The organism is Limosilactobacillus reuteri subsp. reuteri (assembly GCF_000016825.1).
Taxonomy (GTDB): domain Bacteria; phylum Bacillota; class Bacilli; order Lactobacillales; family Lactobacillaceae; genus Limosilactobacillus; species Limosilactobacillus reuteri.
Genome location: NC_009513.1, coordinates 443,316 through 469,730 on the forward strand (window position 1 = coordinate 443,316; position 26,415 = coordinate 469,730).

Genomic DNA, 26,415 nt, shown 5'->3' on the forward strand with positions numbered 1-26,415 from the left:
TCTTTAAGAGTTAAATACAATGAAAGGATACTGATACAAATGAAAAAATCGGCACCAGAACTTAATCGTTCGATGACTGCTGGTCAGATGGAAATGATTTCCCTTGGTGGAGCGATTGGTGTTGGACTGTTTATGGGATCAACATCTACAATCAAGTGGACAGGGCCATCTGTTATCCTCGCATATGCGTTTGTTGGCTTAATTTTATATATTGTTATGAGAGCATTAGGAGAGATGATCTACATTAATCCTGGAACAGGTTCTTTTGCAGATTATGCAACTGAGTATGTTCATCCAGTAGCTGGATATCTTGCTAAATGGGCTAACGTGTTTGAATACATTGTTGTCGGAATGTCCGAAGTAGTGGCTGCAACTGAATATCTTAAATATTGGTGGCCTCACCTTCATACTTGGGTAGCCGGAGTTGTTATTATTATTTTCCTGGTCCTCGCTAATTTAGCAAGTGCAAAGGCATATGGATCCCTTGAATTTTGGTTTGCGATGATCAAAGTTGTTACTATTATCTTTATGATCTTACTTGGATTTATGATTATCTTCTTTGGATTTGGTAATGGCGGCCATCCAACTGGTTTCAGCAATCTTTGGTCTCATGGTGGATTCTTCACTGGTGGCTGGAGTGGTTTCTTCTTCTCAATGTCAATTATCGTTGGATCTTATGAGGGAATTGAATTGCTAGGAATTTCTGCCGGTGAAGTAGCAAATCCGCAAAAAGCAATTGTTAAATCTGTTAAGTCTGTTTTATTCCGGATTTTGATTTTCTACGTTGGTGCAATTTTTGTAATTGTAACAATTTATCCTTGGAATGAATTAAGCAGTGTTGGATCACCATTTGTATCTACTTTTGCTAAGGTCGGAATTACAGCTGCAGCCTCAATTATTAACTTTGTGGTTTTAACCGCTGCATTATCAGGTGCTAATTCAGGTATTTATAGTTCAAGTCGAATGCTGTTTAAGTTATCTCATGAAGGGGATGCTCCTAAGATTTTTGGTCGTCTTTCAAAACGGATCGTTCCCGATGCTGCTATCCTTGGTATTTCCGGTGGTATTTTGATTGGCTTTATTATTGATATGATTTCGGCAACTTATAACCACTCAACTGCTGATATGTTCGTGGTTGTCTTCAGTTCTTCTGTTTTACCTGGAATGATTCCATGGTTTGTAATTTTACTAGCAGAATTACGGTTCCGTCGTAATAATAAAGACTTAATGGTTGATCACCCATTTAAATTACCACTATATCCATTTTCGAATTACTTTGCATTTCTCATGTTGATTGTGATTGTCATCTTTATGTTTATTAATCCTGACACACGGGTTTCAGTTATTGTTGGTGCTGCAGTATTGATTCTAGCAGTCGCTGTATACCTTATTCGTCATGGCTTTACAAACGAGAAAGCATAAGATAAATAAGAAGCTAGGAAAAATCCCTGGCTTCTATTTTATTTTAAAATTAATTTCGTCTCACTAAGCTCATGTAGTACAATGGCATGTAGACTTTTAATAAATTGGAGAAAAACAATGGAGAGTAGAAAAGAGGCATTTCATCGCTATAATCAGTTCAATCAACTAATTCGGGCGATCATTATTGGAATATTAACTGGTTTAGTAGTTAGTGTATTTAGACTCATAATTCAACACTTTTTACAATTAGTAACAGCAAGTTTTGCATATTTTCATTCTCATCCATTATGGCTAATACCATGGACGATTGGATCAATTATTTTAGCATTATTATTAGGATGGTTAGCCCAATCCTATCCTGATATAAAAGGTTCAGGGATTCCACAGGTTGAAGGACAATTGACTAATCAGTTTGATGAAAAATGGTGGCCAGTGTTATGGCGGAAATTTCTTGGTGGAATTTTCGCCATTGGATCCGGATTATATCTCGGACGTGAAGGACCATCAATTCAACTTGGGGCAACAATTGGGCAAGGAGTAGAGGAAAAGGCCAAAGTAGGGCACCTTAATCGTCAAATAGGGATTGCAAGTGGAGCCGCAGCAGGATTATCTGCAGCCTTTAATGCACCAATCGCTGCGACTATCTTTATTTTGGAAGAAGTGTATCATAATTTTTCACCGGTAATTTGGTTGGCAACATTTGTGAGTTCGCTTTGTTCTAATATGGTTTCGATGCAGTTTTTTGGCTTACGACCGGTTTTGAATGTTCCCTATAATCATATGCTTCCTAATAATCTTTATTGGCACTTGATTGCGCTTGGTATTTTATTAGGTATCTTAGGGCGTCTTTACCAAATTGTTATTTTGCATTTGAATGGTTGGACAGCACGGATTCCTAAACTTTCCCCGATCGCCTACCCAATTATTCCGTTTTTGCTGGTTATTCCCATTGCCTGGTATTTTCCAATCACACTGGGCGGAGGAAATGAATTAATTATTATTTTGCGCTCCTTACCATTTTCTTTAGCACTTTTTGTGGGGCTTTTTGTCCTTCGCTTTGTATTTTCAATGATTAGTTATGGTTCGCAATTACCAGGTGGGATATTCTTGCCAATTTTAACTCTTGGTGCTATTTTAGGCGCAGTTTATTGTGCGTTAATGGTTCGCTTGGGATTAATGCCAGTTCGATATTTGCCGAATTTTATTATCTATGGAATGGCAGGTTACTTTGCATGTATTAGCAAGGCGCCATTTACTGCTATTTTATTAATTACTGAAATGGTTGGCTCACTTGCGCATTTAATGCCATTAGCCTTGGTAGCTGTGGTAGCTTATCTTGTTGTAGATGCGTTACATGGTGAACCAGTATATACAGCGATGTTTAATGCTTTTATTGGCAACAATCCACAACCAGCACGCCATAAAGAGGATGTTACAATGTCGATTACCATTTATGCTGGAGCACGGTTGGATGGTTGTAAAATAAAAGATTTTCCGTGGCCAACTGATTGTATTGTGATGGTTATTTATCGAGGAGAAGAAAAAATTATTCCGAATGGCCAAACAAAGCTGCAAGCGGGCGATACATTAATTTTACGTGCTAATTCAGCGACTACTAGACAAGCTTACCATGAGATAAGTCGAGCCGCGCATTATGCACAAGGATAGCAATAGAACAATAAATATGATATGATAATTAGGATAAAAGCGTGAAAGTATTAGGAGGAAAAATCCTTGTATAACACATTAATGACTTTATTCTTAATTGATTGCGTTGTATTAATTGCGTGTGTAATGATGCAACCAGCAAAAAACGATAATGATGCAATGTCAGCTTTGACAGGTGGTGCGGGTGACTTATTCTCACGTCGTAAAGCGCGGGGATTTGAAGCTGTTATGCAGATTGTTACAACAATTTGTGGAGCACTCTTCTTTATTCTGGCATTAGCGATGATTTACGTTTCGTCACATTAAATTTAAAGTGCCTCCTGAAATTATTGTGATTCCAGGAGGCTTTTTTGACGCTACGGTTGGAGTGTAGGGGATGATGTAGTGATAACGTATACTGGTGAGTCTTTTTTCTTTCCCCATAGTGGACGTCGTGGAGTTATTTTGCTTCATGCATATACAGGAAATACGAATGATGTTCGAATGTTAGGACGTCAGCTTAATTGGCAAGGGTATACAGTTTTCGCACCGCTTTTGAGTGGGCATGGCGGTGATCCGCGAAAAGTACTAGAAAGCAATGGTCCAGGTGATTGGTGGGATGATACCCGGATGGCAATCTTTCGTTTACGCGATGCTGGAATTGATCAAATTGCGATTTTTGGTTTATCGCTCGGTGGTTTACTTGCCACCAGGGCTCTTGAGAATGATCCGCAATTATTAGGTGGTGGTGTTTTTGCATCCCCAATTACCACCTGGGGACAATCAAATGTTCCGGAATACTTTCCTAAAATTGCGGCAGAGTATTATCGTCGACAAAAAATTACCCCCTTAATTACTAAGGAAAAGGTTGCTAAATTGACTGAACGACTCCCCAAACAACTAGCACAAATTCAAACAATGGCGCATCAAATTTGTGACCAATTAGATCAGATTCATCAACCTTTCTTTATTGCACAGGGAGGCGCGGATGAAATGATTGATCCAGTGTCTGGCCTGCAATTAAAAGCAAGATTACAAGCAAATGGGGTTGTAGTTGATTATCATTACTACCCAACCGCTACTCACTTATTAACAGTTAATACCGCTCATCGTCAATTATTTGCCGATGTAGAAAAATATTTACAAAATTTATTCGAGGTGTCTTCTAATGACAACAAATAATTTAAAAGAAAAAATATTAACACATTTAACAGATAATGCAGGTGTGAGTTACTCAGCAGAAAAACTTGCTCATCAATTAGGAATGGATGATGCTGAGCAGTTTACACCGATCGTTCAATCTCTTGCTCAATTGGAAAGAGAGAAAAAGGTTCAAGTAACTGATCGTGGTGAATTCGAAGCAGTTATTAAACAGCAACCACTTATTGGAACTTTCCATGGTAATGATAAGGGATTTGGTTTTGTAGACTATGACCCGGATCTTCCAGACATGTATATTAATCCTGATCACACTTTGTATGCATTAAATGGGGACCAGGTAGAAGTTAAAGTATTACGTCCAGCAAAAGCAGGTAGTGATCAGGGTCCAGAAGGTCAAGTAACCCGGATTGTTGAACATAAATATGAAAATGTAGTTGGTGAATTTAAGCAAGCGACTATCGGCGATGATTACATTGGTGAAATTTTGCTTAAAGATAAGAAATTATCGCAGTATCATTTCTATGTAACGGACAAGGGATTAAAACCACTTGACGGCCAAGTAGTAACAGCTACTGTTGAGACTTATCCTAGTGATGAGGCACCGGAAGTAATGACGGGTGCCGTTACTGAAGTGATTGGTGATAAGGATGAGCCGGGTATTGATATTATGTCAGTAATCTATGCTCACGATGTCCCTCATGAATTCCCTAAAGAAGTGATGGAACAAGCTAATAAGATTCCGCTTCATGTTCTCCCAGAAGAAAAAAAGGGTCGGGTGGATATTACTGACCAACCACTTGTTACCATTGATGCAATTGAATCAAAAGACTTGGATGATGCGGTGGTAGCTTGGAAGATGGATAATGGGCACTACCACCTTGGGGTTCATATTGCTGATGTTACTCACTATGTAAAGCCAGGTACACCGCTTGATCAAGAAGCATTTAAGCGTGGTACATCTGTTTATCTAACTGATCGGGTAGTTCCAATGCTTCCTAAGCGGCTTTCTAATGGAATTTGCTCTTTAAATCCTAATGAAGAACGTCTTGCTATGAGTTGTGAAATGGAAATTGATGAGCAAGGAAAGATCGTTAATCACCGAATCTTCCAAAGTGTTATGAAATCACATGCCCGAATGACTTATAAAGCAGTTAATAAGATTCTGGAGTCGCATGATGCTAAAACGATGAAACAATATGAAGACCTCGTTCCAATGTTTGAAACAATGGGCGAGATTCACAAATTATTGCTTAAAAATCGGAAAAAACGTGGTGCTATTGACTTTGAAGCTCCTGAAGCAAAGATTATTGTGGATGAAAAGGGGCACCCAACTGATATTCAACTACGGAATCGAGGACTTTCTGAACGGATGATTGAATCCTTTATGTTAGCTGCTAATGAAACAGTTGCTGAACACTACTTCAAAGAACGTGTTCCATTCCTTTATCGGATCCACGAGACACCAGATAGTGACCGGATTAAGTCATTTGTGGACTTTTTGGCTGTGTTTGGGATTGATGTTCATGGTGATATTAAAAATGTTAAACCAGGGATGCTTCAAAAAGTATTAAAGGATGTGGCTGGTACTCCTGAAGAGCAAATGGTCCAAGTGATGATGTTACGTAGTATGCAACAAGCTAAATACTCGGATGAAGAGCTAGGTCACTTTGGTTTAGGCGCTAAATACTACACACACTTTACTTCACCAATTCGGCGATACCCTGATGATACAGTTCACCGCTTGATTAAGTGGTACGAAGAACATGGTAAAAACGAACCAGCTAAGGATCATTGGCGTGACAAGCTTCCTGAAATTGCTGAACATACTTCCGTTACCGAACGACGGGGAATTGATACAGAACGTGATGTTGACAGTATGAAGAAAGCCGAATACATGGAAGATCATGTTGGTGAAACCTTTGATGCCGTCGTAAGTTCAGTAATGAAGTTTGGTTTGTTCGTTGAATTACCAAATACAGTTGAAGGGTTAGTTCATATTAGCGTCATGAAGGATGATTATTATGAATATTCAGAAAAACACATGGCTCTAATCGGACGAAACTCTCATCGAATTTTCCAAATGGGGCAACCAATTAAGGTTAAGTTAGTTCGAGCAGATAAAGATCTTCGTGAAGTTGACTTTGAAATTGTTAACCCTGAAGAGGCACCAAAGACAAAGATTCGGGTTCCACGTAATGATGAGTATCGTGGTCGAGGTCGTGGTCGCAAGGGACGTACCAATAATAATTCCCGTCATGAGAATAATAATGGTAACTATTACCGTAATACTCAAGGAAAATGGCGTCGCACTCATCAAGAAAACGGACATCAAAATAATCGTCAAATAAATCGGGGACAAACTCGTCACCACAATAATTCACGTGATCATGAAGGCGTTCGTCGCCACCATTAAGAGCGGGGAGGGATATTATGGCAAAAAAATCCCATCAAGAAAATAATGACAATTTAATTGCGCAAAATAAAAAAGCACGTCATGATTATTTTGTCACGGATACCGTTGAAGCAGGATTAGTTTTAACGGGGACGGAGATAAAATCTGTTCGTGCTCACCGGGTTAATTTGAAAGATGGATTTGCCCAAGTTCGTAACGGTGAAGCTTGGTTAATGAATGTGCATATTAGTGAGTATGATAATGGGACTTACTTCAATCAAGATCCATTAAGAAATCGTAAGTTGCTATTGCACAAAAAGGAAATCAATAAGCTTGTAGGAGCCTTACAGGATAAGGGAGTTACGCTTATTCCCTTAAAAATGTATATTAAACACGGCTATGCAAAGGTTTTATTAGGACTAGCCAAAGGTAAACACCAGTACGATAAACGTGAAGCAATTAAGCGTCGTGAACAAAACCGTGAAATTGAACGAGTTATGAAACATTATTAAAACGAAAGGCCTAGGTGAAAATCACAAATTTTCACCTAGGCCTTTCACTTTAAAATCTATTTGTTTCTGCGTTCTTTACAGTTTAAGTTTAACTGATTGCTAATTGAAAATGACATGCTGGTATTAAGATTAGGGGAACGCTTCATTAATCGTGCTAATAAAGGTTCTTGTTCACTTCGTCGAGCCCAATGGTTAAGAATACTAGCGATTAGAATTGCTAGAGGTTCATCTTCTTTTTTATTTATCTTTAATTCATGACAATATCCGCTTGATAGTTTAACGGGTTGAATTGAAAAAACTAAGTGACTACCGGAAAAAACACGGTAACGGCTTGTTAATGGTGAACCAACAACGATCCAGTTAATACCGCGTATATAAATAACCTGTTGAACAAATCCAAGACCTTTCCCAATTGTTCCAACGCGTTGTCGATTAACATATAATGCGAATTTGGGTAACAGTCCAAGAGTTAATTGCTTTACTTCAGCTAATAAGGCTCCATCAATTGCATACAATGATAGGGCATCGTACCTCATTCCCCACTTACCGACAAGAAGATAGCACGATTTACCATTCTTATCGCGAATGACGGTCGTTCCATGTAAATCACTTGAACGATCGCGAATATATAATTGTCGCACTTTGCCACCACCATTCTTTGATAATCTACCTTTTATTTTACCAGCTTCTTAGCAAATTTGGTGAAGAAACTTCTAAGTTAAAAAACGCTTCCAATTTATCCCATGATGATGTTTAATTATGCTAAAATAATAGGCGAGGTGCTAATAATCGTGAAACAATTAATTCATAACGACTGGTGGGAAGTTTTAAAGCCCCAGTTTGAAAGTGCGTATTATGCGCAATTGCATAATTTCCTAAAAGAAGAATATACCCATCAAACGATCTATCCAGAAATGCATCATATTTTTGAAGCATTTGAATGGACTCCTTTTAGTAAGGTTAAAGTTGTTATCCTTGGTCAAGATCCTTATCATGGACCAAACCAAGCTCATGGGTGTAGTTTTTCAGTACTGCCTGGGGTACCGGTCCCGCCTTCATTACAGAATATTTACAAAGAATTGCAAAGTGATTTAGGTTGTACACCGGTAAATCACGGCTATTTGAAGAAATGGGCTGATCAAGGTGTCCTGTTGTTAAATTCGGTTTTGACAGTACGAGCAGGGCAAGCATATTCTCACCGTGGACATGGCTGGGAGCAATTAACAGATGCGGCGATTCATGCTTTATCTGAACGTCCTAAACCAGTGGTGTTCATCTTGTGGGGACGAGCTGCTCGAAATAAGAAACAGTTAATTAATACGAAGACAAATATCGTTCTTGAATCAGCTCACCCGAGTCCATTATCTGCTAACCGTGGATTCTTTGGTTCTCGACCATTTTCTAAAACAAACGAAGCACTTCAGGCAATGGGAGAACAGCCAATTGATTGGCAACTGCCTGCCGAACCAAATTATCGTTAAAGATGTGATTGTTAGTCACAACTTTAAAATGTTTAGTGACCATAAGGAGGTACTTGCATTATGGAATTATTTGATGAGATTGCTGCAAAGATTAAGGGACAAAACAAGACAATTGTTTTCCCTGAAGGTGAAGATAAGCGGATTTTAGGAGCTGCTGTCCGCTTAAAGAAAGATAATTTAGTAGAGCCGATTTTACTTGGTGATGAAGAAGCGATTAAAGAAGTTGCAAGTAAAAACGGTTTTGATCTTGCTGGCCTTCAAATTATCGATCCAGCAACTTATCCAGAAGACGATAAGCAAGCAATGTTTGACTCATTAATGGAACGGCGCAAAGGGAAGAATACTCCTGAAGAAATTCAAAAGATGCTTGAAGATGTGAGCTACTTTGGAACGATGCTTGTTTACATGGGAAAGGCTGATGGAATGGTTTCTGGTGCTGTTCATTCAACTGGGGCAACTGTTCGACCTGCATTACAAATCATTAAGACTAAGCCTGGTGCCCATCGAATTAGTGGGGCTTTCCTCATGATTAAAGGCGATCAACGTTATATCTTTGCTGATTGTGCGATTAATATTGAATTGGATGCGCCAACAATGGCTGAAGTGGCAATTCAAAGTGCAGAAACAGCTCGCTTATTTGAAATTGATCCTAAGGTTGCGCTTCTTAGTTTTTCAACTAAGGGTTCTGCTAAGGGCGAAATGGTTACCAAGGTTGCGGATGCTGCTAAGCTAGTTCATGAATTGGATCCCGACTTACCAGCTGATGGTGAACTACAATTTGATGCTGCTGTTGTTCCATCAGTAGGTGAACTTAAAGCCCCTGATTCAAAAGTTGCTGGTCATGCCAATGTCTTTATTTTCCCAAGTCTGGAAGCAGGTAATATTGGTTACAAGATTGCGCAACGATTTGGCGGGTTTACAGCAGTTGGTCCTATTCTTCAAGGACTTAACGCACCGATTGCAGACCTTTCACGGGGATGTAGTGAAGATGATGCTTATAAGGTTGCAATGATTACCGCAGCACAAGCATTGTAAATATTGATGAAAAGGAAGTGGGACTAAAAACTCGCAAGCGAGTTTAGTCCCACTTCCTTTGCTTTTTAAACATGAGATGGGTACAATAAGGCTAGTATTTTAAACTTGGAGAGAGTACTATGGAGAGCTTAACGTTAACGAATCGGGACGCAACAATTGCCCTTGGAAAGAAAATTGGTCAGCAATTAGTTGCCGGGGATGTGCTAGTCTTAGACGGTGATTTAGGAGCAGGCAAGACTACTTTTACCAAGGGATTGGCTGCAGGGTTAGAAATTCCTGATATCATTAAAAGTCCTACTTTTACAATTATTCATGAATATCAAGATGGCCGTCTCCCCTTATATCATATGGATGCATATCGCTTAGAAAATGGGGGAGCAGAAGATCTCGGACTTGAAGAATACTTTGATGGTGATGGAGTTTCAGTTGTTGAATGGGCTGAATTTGTTGAAGATGAATTGCCAGCTGACTTTTTAGCTATCCACTTCAAGCGAACAGATGATGATAATACTCGTGTTCTGGAATTTGAACCCCATGGACAGCATTTTGACCAAATTGTAAAAAGCGTGGTGGGATAATGGCAGATGACATTTCGATAAAGCTAGCAACGAGTGAGGATGCCGGGGCTGTTTTGCAATTTTTACGGGTAACTGCAACTGAAAGTGACGCGGTATTAGTTCCGCATCTAAATGAGATTAGTGAAAAGACAGAAGCAAAAAATATCGATTTAATAAATCAATTTGATGATTGTGTTATTTTACTTGCGATGCTCGGCGAAGAGATTGTGGGGATGGTTACTGTAATGGTATTAGATCATCAACCGACAACCGGTGAATTAGGAGTCGTGGTACGGAAAAAGTATTGGCGAAACGGAATCGGTCGCTTATTAGTCGATGAAGCAGAATATTGGTTTAATACTTATAGTAGTTTAGAAAATTTGGTCCTGACAGTTTTTGAGGATAATATTCCGGCAATTAATCTTTATCAGCAATTACACTTTGTTACAATAGGAAAAACAGTTGAGCAGGGTCGTAATGTCCTGCAAATGCAATACGATAATAAAAAAGAGGAAACAATGGAAAAGTAAGCCATTATTTCCTCTTTCTTTGTATACTAGCTTTATTTTTTATGTAGTACTTGCATAATGTTTCGCCAAAAGGATCCCTTTGCTTGCTGTTTACTAACGTCTTGCGTTACCTCTACACATCCAAGGTATTTATTTTGATCATCACGTAAGGCGTAAAAGGCAATATTTACAGGTTGACCATGATGCTTGATCATAATGCTAATTGAATCGCGGTCTCCGCTATGCATATCATGAAGGACTTGTTTAACATGGTTTTGACTATGCCCGGGATGAACCTCAAGCACATGTTTACCTAGATCTGCATCAGTTCGTTTGAATAAACGATGCCGATTGGCTGATGACCAGCGAATGATGTCATTTTCATCAACGAAATCGAATTCTACGGGGATGGTTTCAAAAATAGTATTAAGTTGTTCAATACTTAGTTTTCCACCTTTAAGATTAATATCTGTCATGGTTCTCTCCTTTAGCCGATTAAATTAATAAAGGGCTGAATTTGTTGCGGGGTAAAATGCTTACTTTGATAAAGCAGAATGTTAGCGCAAGCCTGGGCATCATCAAGAGCATTATGGTGGTGATGAAGGTCAATATTTAACGCGTCGCAAACAGTATTAAGTTTATAATTTGTTAGTCCTGGAATCAACTGGCGGCTTGAAGCAACAGTATCGAGTGTCTGGTAGGCGGGGACTTCGATATTGTAATGCTCTAACGTATTTCTTAAAACGCTATTATCAAACCGATTATTATGGGCAATAACCAGTTTATCAGGAGTGTAGAATTGGTTGATATGTTCCCATACTTCTGGAAAATCAGGCGCATTTTGGACGTCACGCTCATGAATACCGTGGATCTGAGTATTACGCCAAAAGAATTTAGTATGAGGATTAATTAGGGTGTAAAATTCGTCGGCAATTTGTCCATTCCGAACGATTGTGAGTGCAAGTGAACATGCACTGTAACGCTTGCCATTAGCAGTCTCAAAGTCCATTGCTATAAAATTCATCATACATTCTCCTTGCAAAAGTCGATAATTTTATTTTACAATCAACTAATCATTTTTCAAAACTTTTACTTTTGAAAAATGATACAATAGCTCTTGAAAGTAAATACAAAAAAGGAAGAAATAGAGAATGGCTAATTTGATGAACGAATTTCCTGATATTGAAATTAAACAAGATGAACCATTAATGAATTACACCTATACTAAAACAGGAGGTCCAGCTGACTGGTTGGCTTTTCCCGAAACGATTGACCAGGTAAAAGAATTGGTTGATTATGTTCGTGAGCATGAAATGGGCTTAACAGTTTTAGGAAACGCCAGTAATTTAATTGTTGGCGATGGCGGTATAGATGATTTAACAATTATTCTTACGCGGCTTAATAAAATTGAAGTTCATGATAATAAGGTAACTGCACAGGCAGGGGCATCTTATATTGCAACAACCGAGGCAGCTCGTGATAGTGAACTTACTGGATTAGAATTTGCTGCTGGTATTCCGGGCAGTATTGGTGGAGCTGTCTTCATGAATGCCGGTGCATATGGTGGTGAAACTAAAAATGTTGTTTCTGAGGCAACCGTAATGTTGCCCGATGGAACGATCAAACACCTTACTAATGAAGAATTGGACTTTGGTTATCGGCATAGCAGTATTCAAGATAATAATGGCGTCGTGTTAGATGCTACGTTTGCTTTGGAACCGGGTAAGTATGATGAGATCAAAGCAAGGATGGACGATCTGAATGAACGGCGAGAAGCTAAGCAGCCATTAGATCTCCCATCTTGCGGAAGTGTATTTAAACGGCCAGAAGGATATTATGCCGGAAAGTTGATTCATGATGCTGGATTACAAGGTTATACTTCAGGTGGGGCGCAAGTTTCGACTAAGCATGCTGGCTTTATCGTTAATATTGACCATGGAACCGCAGCAGACTACGTAAATGTTATCCATCATGTCCAAAAGACAGTTAAAGAAAAATTTGGTGTTGATCTTGAAACCGAAGTACGGATTATCGGTCGGCAAGATTAAAAATATAAAGTGTAAGTTTATTAAAAGATTATTAATAAGCTTGCACTTTTATTATTTTAAAGATAGTGAAGCGATGAATGAATTTAACCTAATAGTTAGGTACCGTTAAAAAGGGAAAAAATAATTTAATTCATCTTATTATTTGTTAATTATGAAAAAATCTCACAAATTGCTCATTGAAAAATTATTATTATGGATGAAAAGCGATTTCAAAGGATTTTGAAGTATACCGATTCACTGACTGATAAAAATAACTTTGTAATCACTTTCAAAATATGATAGGATATTTAAGTCTCATTTTTGAAAAAATTCACAAAGTAAGGAGTATATTTATGAGCAATAATGTAGTTGTTTTAGGAAGTATTAACGTTGATACTACTTATCATGTTGATCGCTTCCCTCAACCTGGTGAAACTATTTCAGCAGTAAGTAAGAGTTCTGCTCCTGGTGGTAAGGGTGCCAATCAAGCAGTTGCAGCAGCCCGCTCTGGTGCCAAAACGGCCTTTATTGGGGCAGTTGGTTCTGATAAAGAAGGAGCTTACATGCTTGAATCATTGGCTGATGACCATATTGATACACGCCACATCATGACTGATGAGTTACACGGTACTGGTAGTGCTGCGATTACTTTAGATGCTAATGGTCAAAATGACATTATGGTATATGGCGGTGCCAACCAAGCAATGGCCACTGATGTTCTTAATGGCATTGATGATGTTTTAGAAGATGCTGACTTTTTAATTAGTCAATTTGAAACACCACAAGAAGTTGCTTTAAATGCATTTAAGCAAGCTAAAAAATACGGTGTTACTACTCTTTTAAATCCAGCACCAGCTCATGAGATTTTACCAGAGTTATTAAAATATACAGATGTTATTACGCCTAATGAAAGTGAATGCGCCTTATTAACAGGTATTGAAATTACTGATGAAGAATCAATGTTAAAGAGTGCTGATTACTTCCGTGAACGGGGAGTTAAACACCTTTTAATTACTTTAGGCTCAAAAGGAGTATTTTACTCCACACCTACAGCTCATGGATTAGTTCCAGCATTTAAGGTTAAGGCAGTTGATACTACAGCAGCTGGTGATACATTCCTTGGGGCATTAAGTTCACAATTAGAAAAGGACTTATCAAATGTTGACAAGGCACTTGTCTACGCACAACGAGCATCTAGTTTGACTGTTCAACAAATGGGAGCAATGCCTTCTATTCCAAACCATGATGCGGTTATAAAAGCATTAGCAGAAAATTAAGGAGTACTATCATGAAGAAAACAGGGATTATTAATTCAGAAGTTTCAGCTGTCGTGGCTAATATGGGACATATGGATTGGTTATCAATTGGTGATGCCGGAATGCCCGTTCCATTTGGTACTAAGAAGATTGATTTGGCTGTTGATAAGGAATTGCCAAGCTTTATGGACGTATTGAATAATGTTCTTAAGGAAATGAAGGTTCAAAAGATTTACTTAGCTGAAGAAATCAAGGACCAAAATCCAGCACAACTTGAAAATATTAAGAAGGCATTACCAGATGTTGAGGTTGCATTTATGCCTCACAGTGAGCTTAAGAAGAGTCTTACCAAGACACATGCCTTCATTCGGACAGGGGAAATGACGCCATACTCAAACATTATCCTTGAATCAGGCGTAACATTTTAATATTAGGGGTTAGTTTTTATGGAAAATGAAGTAAAAAAAGAGAATGGACAAAGTTGGGTTCAACTTTCAGACGGTTATTTAAGTCGGACACCAATGTTCCAATTTGTTATTTTATGTTTAATCTTCCCATTATGGGGAGCAGCGGCCAGTCTTAATGATATTTTGATTACACAATTTAAGACGGTTTTCACCTTAAATGATACTGCAACAGCCTTTGTTCAAAGTGCCTTTTACGGTGGTTATTTCTTAATGGCAATTCCAGCTTCAATTCTTATTAAGAAGACATCATATAAGTTAGCAATTCTTATTGGGCTATTATTTTATATTATTGGTTGTGGAATGTTTTTCCCAGCTTCACATGTTGCTACTTATAGTATGTTTTTAGTTGCTATTTTTGCTATTGCTATTGGTTTGAGTTTTCTTGAAACTAGTTGTGATACGTATGCAACGATGTTTGGACCAAAAGAAACTGCTAACAAACGGTTAAACGTTGCTAATGTTTTGATTCCTCTTGGTGATATCATGGGAATCGTTCTTGGTAAGTACCTTATTTTCGGTGAAGGTGGAAACATTGCCGACAAGGTTGCTAAGATGTCAAAATCTGAGGCAGAAGCTTACAATGAACACTTGCTTCAATTGACTTTGCAGCCTTATAAGTATATTTTGATTGTTTTAATCATCATCTTTATCGTTTTGGCAGTTACTAAAATGCCTCGCGCTAAGGCCTTCTCAACTGGTTCTGAAACTAAAGAAGACCAACCATCACTTGGCGAAACTTTCAACTACTTATTCCACAATAAGCGGTACATGAAAGGGGTTCTCTGTCAGTTTATTTATGCTGGTATGCAAACGACTGTATGGTCATTCACTATTCGGTTAGCATTACGCCTTGATTCTCATATTTCTGATGCAGCTGCTTCAACTTTCATGATCTATAGTTACATCGCTTGGTTCTTTGGTAAGTTAGTTGCAAACTGGTTCCTTGACCGTTACTCAATTACTAAGGTATTAACTTGGTTCTCATTACTTGGAACAATTTCATTAGTAATTACCTTTACTGTTCCTAACATCACAGCGGTAATTGCGGCAATTGCAACTAGTTTCTTCTTTGGACCAGAATGGCCAACGATCTATGCTCATACCCTTGATCAAATTCATGAAAAGAAGTACACCGAAACTGGTGGTGCATTTATCGTTATGTCCTTAATTGGTGGTGCAATTGTTCCAACAATTCAAGGACGGGTATCAGATTTAACTGGTTCAATGCAGTTATCATTCATTGTCCCAGCAATTTGTTTCGCACTTATCACTATTTACTTCTGGACTGAGCACCGTTGGGAAAAGGCTCATCCAAATGAAGTGCAAGAACACTAAAATTTCCCAGGAAATAATTTAATATTAAAGGCCCAGCGGTTATTTAATCAGCTGAGCCTTTATTTATTTCCAAAACTTTAAAGTAATTTTTTTCTAGATTAAGCTAAACACGAAATGAAATGATATAATATGAACGTGATTTAGAGGATGGTGAATGCGATGCAATTTATAATTTCGCTTCTAACATGGCAGAATCTGATTCACTTAATTGATATCTTAGTAATTTGGTTTTTAATCTACGAGTTATTAATGTTAATTCGTGGTACAAGAGCTGTCCAACTATTTCGTGGTATTCTGATCATTATTTTGGTTAAGATTGTTAGTTGGTATGTTGGTTTAAGTACTGTTTCGTGGGTAATGGACCAGATTATCAACTGGGGTGTTATTGCAATTGTCATTATCTTCCAGCCAGAGATTCGGCGCGGACTGGAACACCTTGGTCGAGGAACTTTCTTTACTCATAATCAAACAGCAAATGAGAAAGAAGAAGATATGATTAAGCAATTAGACCAAGCGATTCAGTACATGTCAAAGCGAAGAATTGGTGCTTTAATGAGTATTCAAATGAAGACTGGTCTAGAAGAGTATATTGAAACAGGTATTCCACTCGATGCTGATATTTCAGGGGCATTACTTATTAATACTTTTATTCCTAATACGCCCTTGCATGATGGAGCAGTGATTATAAAAAATAATCGGATTGCAGTAGCGGCTGCTTATCTTCCTTTGTCTGATAGTAAATTGATTCCTAAAGAATTAGGGACACGACATCGGGCTGCTGTCGGAATTAGTGAAGTGACAGATGCATTGACAATTGTTATTTCAGAAGAAACCGGCGAAGTTTCAATTACGAAAGATAATGAATTAATTCGAAACATGTCGCGAGATGAATACCTAAAGTTCTTACGTGCTCAGTTGTATACGCATGAGCCTCAACACGAAAACTTGGTAACAGAACTTTATGCTAAGTTTCAACGTAAAGGAGGTGGCCGTCATGGGCAAGGACACTAAAGGCTTCTTTCGCCGGAAATGGTTTTTGAGAATTATTTCGTTAATCCTAGCACTCTTTCTATTCATGTATGTAAATGGGAGCAAAAGCGGCTTCCTTCGTCAAAATACTCGGAATAATAACCAGAGTAGTGCTTTAATGTCGAATAAATCCGTTACCCTTCGAATGCCCCTTGATGTGACAATTGATAATAATAAGTATATTGTCAGCGGGTATCCTCAATATGTTAAGGTTAAGGTAACCGGTCCTTCCGCATTGGTTACAACTACCTCTAATACTCAAAATTTTAAGGTGTATGCGGATTTGTCTGACTTGACTCCTGGTAAACACCGAGTAAAGTTAAAAACGAGTGGGTTAAATTCAGAATTAACTTCTAAAATTGAGCCACAATATATTAATGTTAATATTCAACCACGCAAGACGATTACAATGAAAGTAACTATTCGTTTGAGTACTAGAGATTTGGATAATGGCTATAAGCTTGGACGTCCACATAGTGATATTCAGACTGTCCAAGTTACTGGTTCACGAGATGAAGTTAATAAAGTAAATCGAATTGTTGCTTTTGTAGCAATTCCGCACGATGCAAAGGATAATATTGCACGACAGGTAACACTACAAGCAATTGATCGGAATGGTCAAACACTTAATGTTGTGACTTCACCAACTACTACTAATGTTTCTATTCCTATTTCTGCGGGTTCACAAAGCAGCAGTTCAAATGATAGTTCATCAAGTAGTAGTGGTAGTGAAGAGAGTGAAGAAGCAAAGAGTAATTCAAGAGCAACATCGCGAAATGACTCTTCAGATTCTTCATCTGAAACATCCCAATCTTCAAGTAGTATAAGCAATGAAGATTCAAGTTCAAGTAGTCGAAATCAATAATAAAGATACACATAGAGGAGAAGTGAAATGAAGTTAAAATATTTTGGAACTGATGGAGTTCGTGGAGTTGCAAATCAAGATTTAAGTCCAGAATTGGCGTTCCGTGTTGGTCGCGCAGGTGGATATGTCCTTACTCGGCACTCAGAACGAAAACAACCTCAAGTATTAGTTGCTCGTGATACACGAATTTCAGGTGAAATGCTAGAAAATGCATTGATTGCTGGATTATTATCCGTTGGTATTGAAGTTTTACGGCTAGGGGTTGTCACTACTCCCGGGGTTGCTTACCTTGTTCGGGCACAAGAAGCTGATGCTGGAGTTATGATTACTGCTAGTCATAACCCAATTAAATATAACGGGATTAAATATTTTGGTGGTAATGGATTTAAATTATCAGATGAATTGGAATATGAAATTGAACAATTACTAGATGCTGAAGAAGATACGTTGCCACGACCATCTGATGCAGGCTTAGGAACAGTTGCTGATTATCATGAGGGAGCATTAAAGTACACTTCATTCTTGGAACAAACTGTTTCAAGTGATCTTGAAGGATTAAAAGTGGTAGTTGATGCTGCTAATGGTGCAACAAGTGGCTTTATCTCTAATCTTTTTGCTGATATGAATGTGGACTTTATTCCAATTAATGATCAACCAGATGGCTTAAATACTAACCTAAATTGTGGATCAACTCACCCAGAGAGCCTCCAAAAAGCGGTTGTGGAAAATAATGCTGATCTTGGAGTAGCATTTGATGGTGATGGTGACCGTTGCATTGCTGTTGATAATGAGGGAAATATTGTTGACGGTGATAAGATTATGTATATCTGTGGTAAGTACATGGATAAGAAGGGATTACTTAAGAAAGATACAGTAGTTACAACTGTGATGAGTAATCTGGGAATGTACAAAGCTTTAGAAGCACACAACTTAAAGAGTGTTAAGACTAAGGTTGGTGACCGGTATGTTGTTGAGGAAATGCTGAAAAATGGTTATAACCTTGGTGGTGAACAATCAGGACATATTATTTTCTTAGATCACAATACAACTGGGGATGGAATGCTTACCGCACTGCAACTCTTGTCTGTAGTTAAAGACTCTGGGAAGACACTCGCTGAATTGGCAAATGATGTAACAACTTATCCACAAGAGCTATTGAATATTAAGGTAGCAGATAAAACTACTGCAATGGAGAATCAAAAATTAAAGGAAATTATTGCGCAAGTCGAGAAAGAAATGAACGGGGATGGACGGGTTCTTGTTCGTCCTAGTGGAACTGAACCTCTTTTGCGCATTATGGCTGAAGCAGCTACGCCAGAATTAGTTCATGAATACGTTGAACGGATCGGTGATGTTGCCCGCGCGGAATTAGAAGTAGAATAACTTGAGAAGTGAAAAAGCGAGGCTGGAAGAAAATTTATTCTTCTAGTCTCGCTTTTTAATCTTTTAATAAATTTTAAATCATATAGACCAATCTAATAAAATAATTGACAAGATAATCTAAAAACTGTACTATACAATACAGTTGATTAGATTTAGTGATAATCACTAGTTATCTATACCAATTTTATTTAAAGGATGGAATTTAATTATGTGTGGAATTGTTGGAGTTACAGGAACTGACAAGAGTTTGTCAATTCTAATTGATGGATTAAAGCGGCTTGAATATCGTGGATATGACTCTGCAGGAGTTTACGTTAATGATCAACAAGGACATGATTACCTTGTAAAGCGGCCAGGTCGGATTGCTAATCTAGAAGCGGCCCTTGGAGAAGAAGTTCATGGTTTAGCCGGTATTGGTCATACCCGGTGGGCTACTCATGGTGAACCAAACGAAGCCAATGCTCACCCTCAATACTCTCAAGACGAACGGTTCTACTTAGTTCATAACGGTGTAATTGAAAATTATGCTGATTTAAAGAAAGAATACTTATCTGACATTAACTTTGTTAGTCAAACTGATACAGAAGTAATTGTTCAATTAGTTGATAAATTTGTAGTTGAATCTGGAATGTCAACAGAAGCAGCCCTCCTTAAGGTTCTTCGTTTAATCAGCCCAGATTCTTCATATGCATTTGTATTGATGGATAAAGAACAACCAGATACATTATTTGTTGCTAAAAATAAGAGTCCATTACTAGTCGGTATTGCTGATGGTTACAACATGGTTGGTTCTGATGCAATGTCAATGATTAAAGAAACTAATACCTTTATGGAAATCGGTGACCACGAGTTGGTAATCGTTAAGCCAGATCACGTTACTGTTAAAGACTTTGATGGTAATGAGATTGATCGGCCAACATTTAAGGTTGATATGGATGCTAATGCCGCAGATAAAGGTGCGTACCCATACTACATGTTAAAGGAAATTGACGAGCAACCAGCTGTTATGCGGAAGTTAGTTCAAGAATACTTTGGCGACAATGATATAGCACAAATTAATGAAGAGATGTTAAAAGATATGGCAAATGCCGACCATCTTTACATCGTTGGTGCCGGTACAAGTTATCATGCCGGTTTAGTAGGTGCGCGTATTTTCGAAAAACTTTGTGGAATTCCTACATCTGTTCATATTTCATCAGAATTTGCTTATGAACAACCACTTCTTTCTAAGAAGCCATTCTTTATCTTCTTAAGTCAAAGTGGGGAAACTGCTGATAGTCGTGAAGTGCTTGTTAATGTTAATAAGCATAATTGGCCAAGTTTAACAATTACGAATGTTGATAAGTCAACGCTTTCTCGTGAAGCAACTTACACTGAATTACTTTACGCTGGTCCAGAAATTGCCGTAGCTTCAACAAAGGCTTACACTGCCCAAATTGCTGTCGAAGCTATTCTTGCTCAAGCATTGGGTGTCTACATGGATAAGCAAGCAGCTAAAGACTTTGACGTTAAGCACCAATTAGGATTAGTTGCTAATGGTATGCAATCAATTACTGATAGCAAGAAGAAAGTAGAAGAAATTGCTTCTCGTTATCTCTCTAAATCTCCAAGCGCCTTCTACATTGGCCGGGGAATGGATTGGTCAGTATCACTTGAAGCTGCTTTGAAGTTAAAGGAAATTTCATACGTTCAAGCGGAAGGTTTTGCATCTGGTGAATTAAAGCATGGAACAATTGCTTTAATTGAAGATCAAACTCCAGTGATTGGGATCATTACCCAAGATCGGACTGCTGGTTTAACACGGAGTAATCTTGAAGAAACACAAGCTCGTGGGGCCAATGCAATTACAATTGTTTCACGGCATCTTGCAAAAGAAGACGATACATTCGTTCTTCCCGATGTCGATGAAGTTTTGACGCCACTTCTTAGCGTAATTCCAGCACAATTGTTGGCTTACTACACTAGTCTTGGTAAGGGACTTGATGTTGATAAGCCACGTAACCTCGCAAAGTCTGTTACAGTTCAATAAAATTATAAAGGAAGTTAGAAATGCCTTAGTTGGTTTTTCAACTTCTTTTTATTTTTAAAGTAATTTGATGTTTTCTTTGAATTTGTTTAATAAAAGGGTTGACTTACATTTATGGAAACGCTATCATAATAGTTGCAAGGTATAAAGTAATTACCTTCTAATCAATTCTCTTTCTCTCTTATGCCGATCATCGTCTTTTAGACGGTGATTTTTTTATTTAAACTCGCTATAATGATAAGGGTTGAAAGGGGAATAACAACGTGGAAGAACAACACGAAACGTTAACATTAATTGAGGAAATTACCCGTAATGACGGCTCAAAATATTATGAAATTGGTAATATGGTTCAAAATGGGCGTGCAGAATTAGCAGCTGAACGGGGTTTTATTAAAGAGGTTCGTATTTTAGAACTAAATATCCCTCATTCTAAAAATGTTATTAAATATGAACACTTTATAAATACTCACTATAAGATGCAGACTGAAGCAATGGATCATTGGGAAGAATGGAAACGTCCCCCAGAGATTGAAGAGGTTGTTCAAACGATCTTAAAAGAAAATCATATTGGGTAAAACAGGAAGCTGAATTATTTGGTAGTACTAAAAATGGATATAAAAATGTGGAGGTTAGGCAATGAAGCCAAATTTTAATCCATCACAGGGGATGAAGTCGCACTATTTCGTTACAGGGATAGACGGCTTACGAACATTAGCTGTCTTAGGAGTTATTATTTACCACCTATTGCCCAATGTTTTAATGGGTGGTTATTTAGGAGTGCCGCTTTTTCTATTAGTCTCTGGATATTTTGTAACCTATCAATTTAGTCGGCAGCTTAAGTATGGTGGTCATATTAATTTAGGGCATTTTTATCTAAAAAGGTTTCGGAGACTATATCCGACATTAATTGCGATGCTAATTTTAACGGCAGCGTATATTACATTATTTGCGCGAGAATTACTCCATAACATTCGAGCGGTAATTGTTACTAATTTAACGTGGGTATATAATTGGTGGGAAATAAGTCACGGGCAGTCCTATTTTGATCAATTTGGTGGCGTTTCACCTTTTACCCATCTTTGGACATTAGGGGTTGAAGCACAATTTTATCTTCTGTGGCCCTTGATTATTACGTTGTTATTTGTGATTTTTAAGAAACTACAGAATGTGCGGCGGGTAGTTTTTATATTGGCTGTATTGTCAGCAATAGAAATGGCTGTTCTTTACGACCCGGCAAATATCAATCGGGTTTATTATGGAACTGATACACGGGCCTTTTCACTTTTGCTTGGATCGTGGTTAGGGCTTGCCTGGCCATTAAATCGACTTCGACCTAATTTACAGGCAAATAGTCGCCGTTTACTTAATACTATAGGAATTATTGCAACAGTATTAACCATTGTTGGCTTTTTATCATTGAATGGACAGTCATCTTTTACTTACCGCGGGGGAATGTTTCTCTATAGCTTTATTGGAATGATATTAATGGCTACTATTATTCACCCAGGTGCGGGGATGAATAAATGGTTTACAAATCCGGTTTTTCATTGGGTTGGGCAGCGTTCTTATGGGATTTATGTTTATCAATATCCCGTTATGGTCTTTTATGAACGATTGATCAATGTCGGCAATCATCCACTTCTCAATGCATTCGTGGAAATTATTATTATTTTAGTAGTAAGTGAAGTTTCTTACCGGTTAATTGAACGCCCATTTGCCCAGTATCAGTGGTCAAAATTACCAGCTGATCTTCAGCATGTGTTAGAAACGCATCACTTTAGTTGGCAAAGCGGGGCTAAAATGATGGTAAGTGCATTAGTTGTTGTTATTGCATTTATCGGTTTTTGTCAGCCAAACCGTGCACCAAAGAAAACAGCGGTTCAGCAACGGATAGAGCAAAATCATCAAGCTGCTGAAGAACACAATAAGAAGATTGCAAAGGGTGATAATGTTGCAGAAGCTAGTGGTAATACTTCTAAGCTTCAGAAACAGTATGATTTAACTCCGGCGCAAATAAAAGCAGCGCAGAAGTTAAAGGTAACGGCCATCGGTGATTCGGTGATGGCTGATGCCGCAGATAGTATTCAGAAATTAATGCCAAATGCTTATGTTGATGCACAAGTTGGGCGTCAAGGTTCTGCGGCTCCTGATGTTATCAAACAATTAAAGGCAGATGGGCATTTAAACAAGATTGTTATCTTAAATTTGGGAACAAATGGTCCGATGACTCAAGATACGTTGGATAATATTTTAAGTGCAATTGGCTCTGGACACCAAATCTATTGGGTAACTGCCCATGTTCCAACAAAGCCATGGCAGCAAACAGTTAATAATGAAATTAAAGATTTAGCCAAGAAGCATAAGAATATCCATGTGGTCGATTGGAATAAGGCAAGTCAAGGGCACTCTGATTGGTTTGCAAGTGACAATGTACATATGGGACCAAGCGGAAATGATCATTTTGCACGGTTAATTGCAAAAACGATCTTGACAAAAAAATAGGAGGTTAGTAATGACACACGAAGGTCAATTATTAGACAAAGCTATCAATATTTACTTAACGGGACTAAAGGGCATCGAAAGCTTTATTTCTGAACCGGCGAGTGAATATAATTTATCTTTTGAACAATTTTTGATTTTACGAAAAATCATTAACCATCCTAATATCAAACTAATGGATATCGCCGAGCAACGGCAAGTAACAAGGAGTGCCGTCTCTCGCCAATTAAAAGTCCTTTTTCAGCAAAAATATGTTGAACAAAAAGCTGATCCAGCTGATCGACGTCGGATGTTTTTAGTTGCAACAAAAAAAGGCAAAGATGCTGAAAGTGAGATTTGGCAAAGGATTAATCACCGCTTTGCCAATTGGGTTCAGATTTATGGTGAAGATCGTGCTGATCAGTTTTTAACACTTTTTGAAGACTTTAATCAACAAATAATTCAGGGGAATATCCGAAAGAAGGAATAAGAAAATGATTAAGATGATTGCGCTAGACCTAGATAATACGCTTTTAAATAGTAATAAAGAAATTAGTCAACGTAATGAACATGTCCTAAAGCAATTACATCAAGAGGGAATTAAGGTAGTGCTTTGTACTGGCCGCCCAATCAATGCAATTTGGCCATATATTGAACAGCTTGGTTTAACTGATTCAGATGATTACACAATTACGTTTAATGGCGGATTAGTTATTAATAATGAATCACGTGAACATCTTTTTGAATTAGGGATGAAAAAGAGTGATTTACTGCCACTATTTTCTTATGTTAAACGAAAAAAGATTCCCCTCAATGTTTTAGACTTTGAACGGGTATACGAATTAAATGATTATCCAGGATCTATTTATCGGACAGTGTTAAAGAATATTGAATTCCAATCTTTGCCAATGAGTGATATGCCGGAAAAAACTTATAGTAAAGCTGTAATGGCAATCACCCCTGAAAAATTGTCTACTATTATAGGAGAACTTCCAGCTAATCTTAAAGCGCAGTATCATGCAGTTCAATCCCAACCGATGATAATGGAATTTTTACCTAAAAAATTAAATAAGGCGGTTGGATTGAAGGCCTTACTGGATCATTTTGGTGATGATTTTAGTAATTTAATGACATTTGGGGATGCTGATAATGATCTTGAAATGATCAAAGCTGCGGCTCAAGGAATTGTAATGGAAAATGGTCTTCCTAACGTTAAGGCAGTGGCGACAGCAATCACAGATACAAATGATAATGATGGAGTTGCAAGGTATTGTGAACGTTATTTTGCAACACTTTTGTAATAAAGATTGTTATAAAAAGTAAAATAAAGAGTGTTTTTGGCGCAAATATGAAACTTTTGCTAAAAAAATACTCTTTTTTATTTATTATTTAATGAATTTTCGATAAAAGTTATGGCTCCCTAAAAGCTAACTAGCACAAGGGATTGCAAATTTTATAATCATATTAATTGACAACTTATATTACAAAATATTACAAAAAGCCAACGGAGAGTAGTAAATAGAAATGGTGCTGTTACAGCTTAGTAATATTAAGAGTGTAATATATAAGGTGTTGAAACGTAAAAGATAATTTGCTAAATAATAAAGGATGGTTGTTTAATTTATGATTTCTAAGAAAAACTTTGCTAAAGTATCTGCTACTCTTGGTGCAGTGGCCTTAGGTGTTAGTGCAACGGCTACTGCTGCTAATGCCGACACTATCTACACCGTGCAAAGTGGTGACACACTTTCAGGTATTTCTTACAAATTCGCAAAAGACAACAGTATGGTCAATGATCTTGCTAAGAAGAACAATATTCAAGATATTAACAAGATTTACGTTGGTCAAAAGTTAATCATCAAGAGCGATGGTGAAATTCAAGAATACAACGCTCAAAACGCAGCTAATGCAAATGTAGCTGACAATAATACTCAAGCTACTCAACAACAAACTGCACAACCTCAACAAGCTCAAAGTCAAGCTAGCCAAAGTTATACTTCAAATGCTTCAGGTTCAGAAGCTGCTGCTAAGGCTTGGATTGCCGCTCGTGAATCTGGTGGTAACTACGGTGCTACTAACGGTCAATACATTGGTAAGTACCAATTATCAGCATCATACCTTAACGGTGACTACTCGGCAGCTAACCAAGAACGGGTTGCTGACCAATACGTTGCAAGTCGTTACGGTTCATGGCAAAATGCTCAGGCTCACTGGCAAGCTAATGGCTGGTACTAAAATTTAAACTAACAAGCAAAAGCGAGACTAAGAAGCTGATCTTCATAGTCTCGCTTTTTTGTACAAATGTGGTATAATAAGTATACCTCTTATGGGGATGTTTATGGATTCGACAGGTATAGGTCGAGTTTCAATTGCGTTTCGAAGGTTGCGTCTTCGTAAAAACGCTCAGTTTTAAATTATAACTGCAAACAATAATTCAAACTCTTACGCATACGCTGCCTAACAAGTAGCGCGCGTAGATCCATTCCGGGTTCGTCCATGATGCGGCAATGGGTTTTATACTTAGTGGACTACGCTTATTACTCCCGTTTGAAGTAATAAGAAGAGATTAATCAAGCTAGCTAACCATGGTTGCCCTGATCAACGGCGTTTTGGTTAGTGAAATCTAAATAGTTGAGATATGAACGTAGAGATTGAAATGGCGATATGCTTGGACACGGGTTCGACTCCCGTCATCTCCACTATATGCCTATAAGGACTGCCATTGGTTTATGGCAGTCTTTTTTAATGCTAAATATTAGGATAATTAGTGGGGTTTCATAAGAAGATATTCTCATGTAAAAATCAGTAAATAGAGTTCAGATAAAATATAAAG

The 26,415-nt window shown here is 37.9% G+C and carries 26 protein-coding genes and 1 other RNA gene; 24 read left to right on the plus strand and 3 right to left on the minus strand.

Annotated elements, in window-relative coordinates:
- The first annotated feature begins 39 nt into the window (after positions 1 to 39).
- The 6 genes from LREU_RS02035 to smpB all read left to right on the plus strand — a co-directional run bounded on the left by LREU_RS02035 (position 40) and on the right by smpB (position 7,134).
- Positions 40 to 1,422 carry an amino acid permease gene (locus LREU_RS02035; RefSeq protein WP_003667477.1) on the plus strand — a complete coding sequence of 461 codons (1,383 nt, stop codon included), beginning with the start codon at positions 40 to 42 and terminating at the stop codon, positions 1,420 to 1,422.
- Positions 1,423 to 1,539: 117 nt separating this feature from the next.
- A complete protein-coding gene (locus LREU_RS02040) occupies positions 1,540 to 3,090 on the plus strand; it encodes a ClC family H(+)/Cl(-) exchange transporter (protein ID WP_011953403.1) in 1,551 nt (516 codons plus the stop codon).
- 66 nt (positions 3,091 to 3,156) lie between these two features.
- A complete protein-coding gene (secG, locus tag LREU_RS02045; RefSeq protein ID WP_003667480.1) occupies positions 3,157 to 3,396 on the plus strand; it encodes a preprotein translocase subunit SecG in 240 nt (79 codons plus the stop codon).
- A gap of 78 nt (positions 3,397 to 3,474) precedes the next feature.
- Positions 3,475 to 4,251 carry an alpha/beta hydrolase gene (locus LREU_RS02050; protein ID WP_003667481.1) on the plus strand — a complete coding sequence of 259 codons (777 nt, stop codon included), beginning with the start codon at positions 3,475 to 3,477 and terminating at the stop codon, positions 4,249 to 4,251.
- Positions 4,238 to 6,643 carry a ribonuclease R gene (rnr, locus tag LREU_RS02055; protein WP_003667482.1) on the plus strand — a complete coding sequence of 802 codons (2,406 nt, stop codon included), beginning with the start codon at positions 4,238 to 4,240 and terminating at the stop codon, positions 6,641 to 6,643. Before LREU_RS02050 ends, rnr begins: the two co-directional genes overlap by 14 nt.
- A gap of 17 nt (positions 6,644 to 6,660) precedes the next feature.
- Entirely contained in the window at positions 6,661 to 7,134 is a 474-nt protein-coding gene (gene smpB, locus LREU_RS02060) for an SsrA-binding protein SmpB (protein ID WP_003666449.1), read from the plus strand.
- 56 nt (positions 7,135 to 7,190) lie between these two features.
- On the opposite strand, the gene LREU_RS02065 is transcribed toward smpB, so the two are convergent.
- Entirely contained in the window at positions 7,191 to 7,775 is a 585-nt protein-coding gene (locus tag LREU_RS02065; protein ID WP_003667483.1) for an LURP-one-related/scramblase family protein, read from the minus strand.
- 150 nt (positions 7,776 to 7,925) lie between these two features.
- Here LREU_RS02065 and LREU_RS02070 point away from each other — a divergent pair, with 150 nt between their 5' ends.
- The 4 genes from LREU_RS02070 (at position 7,926) to LREU_RS02085 (ending at position 10,737) form a co-directional block, all read left to right on the plus strand.
- Positions 7,926 to 8,615: a uracil-DNA glycosylase gene (locus LREU_RS02070; protein WP_003676241.1), complete on the plus strand. Its 690-nt coding sequence runs from the start codon at positions 7,926 to 7,928 to the stop codon at positions 8,613 to 8,615.
- Between the two features lie 60 nt (positions 8,616 to 8,675).
- Positions 8,676 to 9,650, plus strand: coding sequence for a phosphate acetyltransferase (gene pta, locus LREU_RS02075; RefSeq protein WP_003666452.1), 975 nt, complete (start codon positions 8,676 to 8,678; stop codon positions 9,648 to 9,650).
- Positions 9,651 to 9,769: 119 nt separating this feature from the next.
- The gene (tsaE, locus tag LREU_RS02080; protein WP_003667485.1) at positions 9,770 to 10,228 is read left to right on the plus strand and encodes a tRNA (adenosine(37)-N6)-threonylcarbamoyltransferase complex ATPase subunit type 1 TsaE; all 459 of its coding nucleotides are present in this window, start codon (positions 9,770 to 9,772) and stop codon (positions 10,226 to 10,228) included.
- A complete protein-coding gene (locus LREU_RS02085; protein ID WP_003667486.1) occupies positions 10,228 to 10,737 on the plus strand; it encodes a GNAT family N-acetyltransferase in 510 nt (169 codons plus the stop codon). Before tsaE ends, LREU_RS02085 begins: the two co-directional genes overlap by 1 nt.
- A gap of 32 nt (positions 10,738 to 10,769) precedes the next feature.
- Here the strand turns inward: LREU_RS02085 and LREU_RS02090 are convergent, their stop codons facing one another.
- Both LREU_RS02090 and LREU_RS02095 read right to left on the minus strand, forming a co-directional pair.
- Positions 10,770 to 11,192: a PAS domain-containing protein gene (locus LREU_RS02090; RefSeq protein ID WP_003667488.1), complete on the minus strand. Its 423-nt coding sequence runs from the start codon at positions 11,190 to 11,192 to the stop codon at positions 10,770 to 10,772.
- A gap of 11 nt (positions 11,193 to 11,203) precedes the next feature.
- Complete coding sequence (locus LREU_RS02095; RefSeq protein WP_003667489.1) at positions 11,204 to 11,743, minus strand: 3'-5' exonuclease; 540 nt, start codon at positions 11,741 to 11,743, stop codon at positions 11,204 to 11,206.
- Between the two features lie 124 nt (positions 11,744 to 11,867).
- On the opposite strand from LREU_RS02095, the gene murB reads away from it, so the two are divergent.
- The 14 genes from murB (at position 11,868) to ssrA (ending at position 26,284) form a co-directional block, all read left to right on the plus strand.
- On the plus strand, positions 11,868 to 12,764 hold the full coding sequence (gene murB, locus LREU_RS02100; RefSeq protein ID WP_003667490.1) for a UDP-N-acetylmuramate dehydrogenase: 897 nt from the start codon (positions 11,868 to 11,870) through the stop codon (positions 12,762 to 12,764).
- 332 nt (positions 12,765 to 13,096) lie between these two features.
- Entirely contained in the window at positions 13,097 to 14,020 is a 924-nt protein-coding gene (gene rbsK, locus LREU_RS02105) for a ribokinase (RefSeq protein WP_011953404.1), read from the plus strand.
- Positions 14,021 to 14,031: 11 nt separating this feature from the next.
- The gene (gene rbsD / locus LREU_RS02110; protein WP_003667492.1) at positions 14,032 to 14,427 is read left to right on the plus strand and encodes a D-ribose pyranase; all 396 of its coding nucleotides are present in this window, start codon (positions 14,032 to 14,034) and stop codon (positions 14,425 to 14,427) included.
- 18 nt (positions 14,428 to 14,445) lie between these two features.
- Positions 14,446 to 15,801 (plus strand): L-fucose:H+ symporter permease, encoded by a 1,356-nt coding sequence (gene fucP / locus LREU_RS02115; protein WP_003667493.1) that lies wholly within the window; start codon positions 14,446 to 14,448, stop codon positions 15,799 to 15,801.
- 159 nt (positions 15,802 to 15,960) lie between these two features.
- Positions 15,961 to 16,812 (plus strand): diadenylate cyclase CdaA, encoded by an 852-nt coding sequence (gene cdaA, locus LREU_RS02120; RefSeq protein WP_003666462.1) that lies wholly within the window; start codon positions 15,961 to 15,963, stop codon positions 16,810 to 16,812.
- A complete protein-coding gene (locus LREU_RS02125) occupies positions 16,796 to 17,695 on the plus strand; it encodes a CdaR family protein (protein ID WP_003667496.1) in 900 nt (299 codons plus the stop codon). The genes cdaA and LREU_RS02125 overlap by 17 nt, the downstream gene beginning before the upstream one ends.
- Before the next feature lie 27 nt (positions 17,696 to 17,722).
- Positions 17,723 to 19,078, plus strand: coding sequence for a phosphoglucosamine mutase (glmM, locus tag LREU_RS02130; RefSeq protein WP_003667497.1), 1,356 nt, complete (start codon positions 17,723 to 17,725; stop codon positions 19,076 to 19,078).
- A gap of 208 nt (positions 19,079 to 19,286) precedes the next feature.
- Entirely contained in the window at positions 19,287 to 21,107 is a 1,821-nt protein-coding gene (gene glmS / locus LREU_RS02135; protein ID WP_003667498.1) for a glutamine--fructose-6-phosphate transaminase (isomerizing), read from the plus strand.
- Positions 21,108 to 21,367: 260 nt separating this feature from the next.
- Positions 21,368 to 21,679: a hypothetical protein gene (locus tag LREU_RS02140; protein WP_003667500.1), complete on the plus strand. Its 312-nt coding sequence runs from the start codon at positions 21,368 to 21,370 to the stop codon at positions 21,677 to 21,679.
- A 61-nt stretch (positions 21,680 to 21,740) separates the two neighbouring features.
- Complete coding sequence (locus LREU_RS02145; RefSeq protein WP_003667501.1) at positions 21,741 to 23,606, plus strand: acyltransferase family protein; 1,866 nt, start codon at positions 21,741 to 21,743, stop codon at positions 23,604 to 23,606.
- Between the two features lie 10 nt (positions 23,607 to 23,616).
- A complete protein-coding gene (locus LREU_RS02150; protein ID WP_003667502.1) occupies positions 23,617 to 24,072 on the plus strand; it encodes a MarR family winged helix-turn-helix transcriptional regulator in 456 nt (151 codons plus the stop codon).
- A 4-nt stretch (positions 24,073 to 24,076) separates the two neighbouring features.
- A complete protein-coding gene (locus LREU_RS02155; RefSeq protein WP_003667503.1) occupies positions 24,077 to 24,883 on the plus strand; it encodes a Cof-type HAD-IIB family hydrolase in 807 nt (268 codons plus the stop codon).
- A gap of 322 nt (positions 24,884 to 25,205) precedes the next feature.
- The gene (apf, locus tag LREU_RS02160) at positions 25,206 to 25,817 is read left to right on the plus strand and encodes an aggregation-promoting factor (protein WP_003667504.1); all 612 of its coding nucleotides are present in this window, start codon (positions 25,206 to 25,208) and stop codon (positions 25,815 to 25,817) included.
- A gap of 93 nt (positions 25,818 to 25,910) precedes the next feature.
- Positions 25,911 to 26,284: a transfer-messenger RNA gene (gene ssrA, locus LREU_RS10170) on the plus strand.
- Positions 26,285 to 26,415: the final 131 nt, after the last annotated feature.